Source organism: Rhizobacter sp. (assembly GCF_031412495.1).
GTDB lineage: Bacteria > Pseudomonadota > Gammaproteobacteria > Burkholderiales > Burkholderiaceae_C > Schlegelella_A.
This window is the reverse complement of the sequence record NZ_JANODC010000199.1, coordinates 1-3,027: the sequence shown is the minus strand read 5'-3', so window position 1 is coordinate 3,027 and position 3,027 is coordinate 1. Positions and strand designations below refer to the sequence as shown.

Below are 3,027 nucleotides of genomic sequence, written 5' to 3'. Positions count from 1 at the left end.
GGGCGGGGCCGCCCGCGGCTTCCCCCGCGCGTTCAGGCGCCGGGGCGCCGCCCCCCCTAAATAACCCGCGCCCGGCGGGGTGCTGCGGGGCCCACCCCCGCCCCGGGGCCGGCGAGTCAGCCGAGTTCGCGCAAGCGGATGCAGGCTGCTGCTTGACCGCCGCCGAGCTCCTCGAGCGGCGGTTCCACGTCTGCGCACGCAGCCACGGCACGGGGGCAGCGGGTGCGGAACACGCAGCCCGAGGGGGGCGCGAGCGGCGACGGCAACTCGCCGCCGAGCCCGGCCGAGGGAGGTGCGGATCCTTTTCGGCCCGGCGCCGCGACGACCCGCGGCGTGCTTGCGAGCAAGGCTCGCGTGTAGGGATGCCGGGGTGCCGCAAACAGTGCGGCTTTGGGCGCGCGCTCCATGACCCGCCCCAGGTACATCACCAGCACCTCATCGGCGATGCGCTCGACGACCGTGAGGTTGTGCGAGATGAACACGTAGGCCACAGCCGTGTCGTCCTGTAGGTCCATGAGAAGGTTCAGGACCTGAGCCTGGACCGAGACGTCGAGGGCCGACACCGGTTCGTCGGCGACGACGACCTCCGGGGCCAGCATCAGGGCTCGCGCGATCGCGATGCGCTGCCGCTGCCCGCCCGAGAACATGTGCGGGTAGCGGCCGACATGCTCGGGGCGAAGGCCGACGCGCGCCAGCATCGCGCCAGCGCGCTCGCTGCGCTCGGCGCGCGTGAGCGACGGCTCGTTGATCGCCAGGGGCTCCTCGAGCGCGTGGCCGATCCGCTTGCGTGGGTTGAGGCTCGCGAACGGGTTCTGGAACACCATCTGCACGGTCCGGCGCAGGCCCCGGCGGGCGGCCGGGTCGGCATCGGCGACGTCGGCGCCGGCGATGCGCAGCGACCCGGACGTGGGCGGCTCGAGCATCGCGACCTGCCGCGCCAGCGTGCTCTTGCCGCAGCCCGATTCGCCGACCACCGCCAGCGTCCGCCCCGCGTGCAGCGTGAAGGAGACGCCGTCGAGCGCCCGCACCGTCGCCTGCGGGCGCAGGAAACCGGTGGCGACGCGGTAGTGGCGGGCGAGCGCGCGGGCCTCGACGAGCGGCTCGGTCGCGTTGGCCGAGGCGGTGCTCATCGGCTGCCGATCTCCGCGTGCGAAGGCAGGGGGAAAAAGCAGCGTGCCTCCGCGGCATCGAGCGCGAACAGGGCCGGCCGCTCGGCCCGGCACCGCGGCTGCACGTAGGGGCAGCGCGGCGACAGCAGGCAGCCGACCGGCCGGTCCGCGGCGCCCGGCACGACGCCGCCGAGCGAGTTGAGCCGGCGTTGCCCGGCATTGCGTTCGGGCAGGGCGGCGAGCAAGGCCTCGGTGTACGGGTGGCGCGGTGCATCGAAGGCGGCAGGCAGGCGCGCGGCCTCGACCACCTGGCCGGCGTACATCACGAGGACGCGGTCGACGACCTCGGCGACGACGCCGAGGTCATGCGTGATGAGGAGCAGGGCCATGCCGTGCTCGGCCTGCAGCCTGGCGAGCAGCGCCAGCATCTGCGCCTGCACCGTGACGTCGAGCGCCGTCGTCGGCTCGTCGGCGATGAGCAGGCGCGGCCGGCACGCAATCGCCATCGCCAGCATGACGCGCTGGCTCATGCCGCCGGAGAGCTGGTGCGGAAAGGCGTCGAGGCGCCGCTCGGCGTCGGCGATCTCGACCGCGCGCAGCAGCTCGAGCGCGCGCGCGCGCCGGGCCCGGCGCGAGCCGCCCTCGTGCAGGTCGATCGTCTCCATCAGCTGGAAGGCGACCGTGAACGACGGGTTCAGGCTCGTCGTCGGGTCCTGGAAGATCATCGCGATGTCGCCGCCGAGCAGCGAGCGCCGCTCGCGCGGCGTCATGCGCCGCAGGTCGCGCCCGTCGAAGGCGAGCCTTCCGGCCTTGACGCGGCCGGGCTCGTCGACCAGGCCCATCAGCGCCAGCGCGGTGACGCTCTTGCCCGAGCCCGACTCGCCGACGATGCCGACGACCTCGCCGGCGTCGACGTGGAAGCCGACGTCGTCGACGGCGACGAGGGCACGCCCCGGCTCGCCGAACTCGACCGACAGATGCTCGACGTCCAGGAGCCGCCGGCTCATCGCTTCAGCTTCGGATCGAGCGCGTCGCGCAGCCCGTCACCGGTGAGGTTGAAGGCGAGCACCGTGATCAGGATCGCCAGGCCGGGCAGCGTCACCACCCACCACGCGCTCTGGATGAACTCGAGCGCGCTGGCCAGCATCGAGCCCCACTCCGGCGTCGGCGGCTGCGCGCCGAGGCCGAGGAAGCCGAGCGCGGCGGCGTCGAGGATGGCCGCCGAGAAGCCGAGCGTGGCCTGGACGATGAGCGGCGCGGCGCAGTTGGGGAGCACGGTGTCGAACATCAGGCGCGGCGTCCCCGCGCCGGCGACGCGCGAGGCGGCGACGTACTCCTTGGCCAGCTCGCCGAGCACGGCGCCGCGCGTCAGGCGCACGAAGTGCGGCAGCATGACGATGGCGATGGCGTACATCGCATTCGCCAGGCCGGGGCCGAGCACGGCGACCACGGCCACGGCCAGGAGCAGGCTGGGCAAGGCCAGCATTACGTCCATCACGCGCATGATCGTGAATTCGATCCAGGTGCCCCGGTAGAAGCCGGCCAGCAGCCCGAGCAGCACACCGCCCGACAGCGACAGGGCGACCGAGACGGCACCGATCACGAACGACAGGCGCGTCCCGTGGATCAGGCGAGACAGCACGTCGCGACCGACCGGGTCGGTGCCGAGCAGGAAGACGTGGCCGCCGACCGGCGTCAGCGAAGGCGCGCGCAGGGTCGCGTCCCGGTACTGCTCGCTCGGGCCGTAGGGCGCGACGACATCGGCGAGCAGGGCGACGAGGACGAGGAGCGCGATCACCACCAGTCCGACGACCGCGCCGCGGTTGCGCCTGAAGTCGCGCCACAGCTCGGCGATCGGCGAAGGCGGATCGGTGGCCTTCGAAGAGGTCGGCCGGCCGCCGGGTCGCCCCAAGGCCGG

At 73.5% G+C, this 3,027-nt stretch carries 3 protein-coding genes; all 3 read right to left on the bottom strand.

Translation table 11 applies throughout. From position 1 onward, the window contains the following. Positions 1-116: 116 nt before the first annotated feature. From AC30N0_RS07395 to AC30N0_RS07385, 3 genes are read right to left on the bottom strand one after another with little or no spacing between them, the layout of a single operon-like run. Complete coding sequence (locus tag AC30N0_RS07395) at positions 117-1,130, bottom strand: dipeptide ABC transporter ATP-binding protein (protein ID WP_489517283.1); 1,014 nt, start codon at positions 1,128-1,130, stop codon at positions 117-119. After that, positions 1,127-2,116: an ABC transporter ATP-binding protein gene (locus AC30N0_RS07390; RefSeq protein ID WP_489517282.1), complete on the bottom strand. Its 990-nt coding sequence runs from the start codon at positions 2,114-2,116 to the stop codon at positions 1,127-1,129. Before AC30N0_RS07390 ends, AC30N0_RS07395 begins: the two co-directional genes overlap by 4 nt. After that, entirely contained in the window at positions 2,113-3,021 is a 909-nt protein-coding gene (locus AC30N0_RS07385; protein WP_489517284.1) for an ABC transporter permease subunit, read from the bottom strand. The genes AC30N0_RS07390 and AC30N0_RS07385 overlap by 4 nt, the downstream gene beginning before the upstream one ends. Positions 3,022-3,027 lie beyond the last annotated feature (6 nt).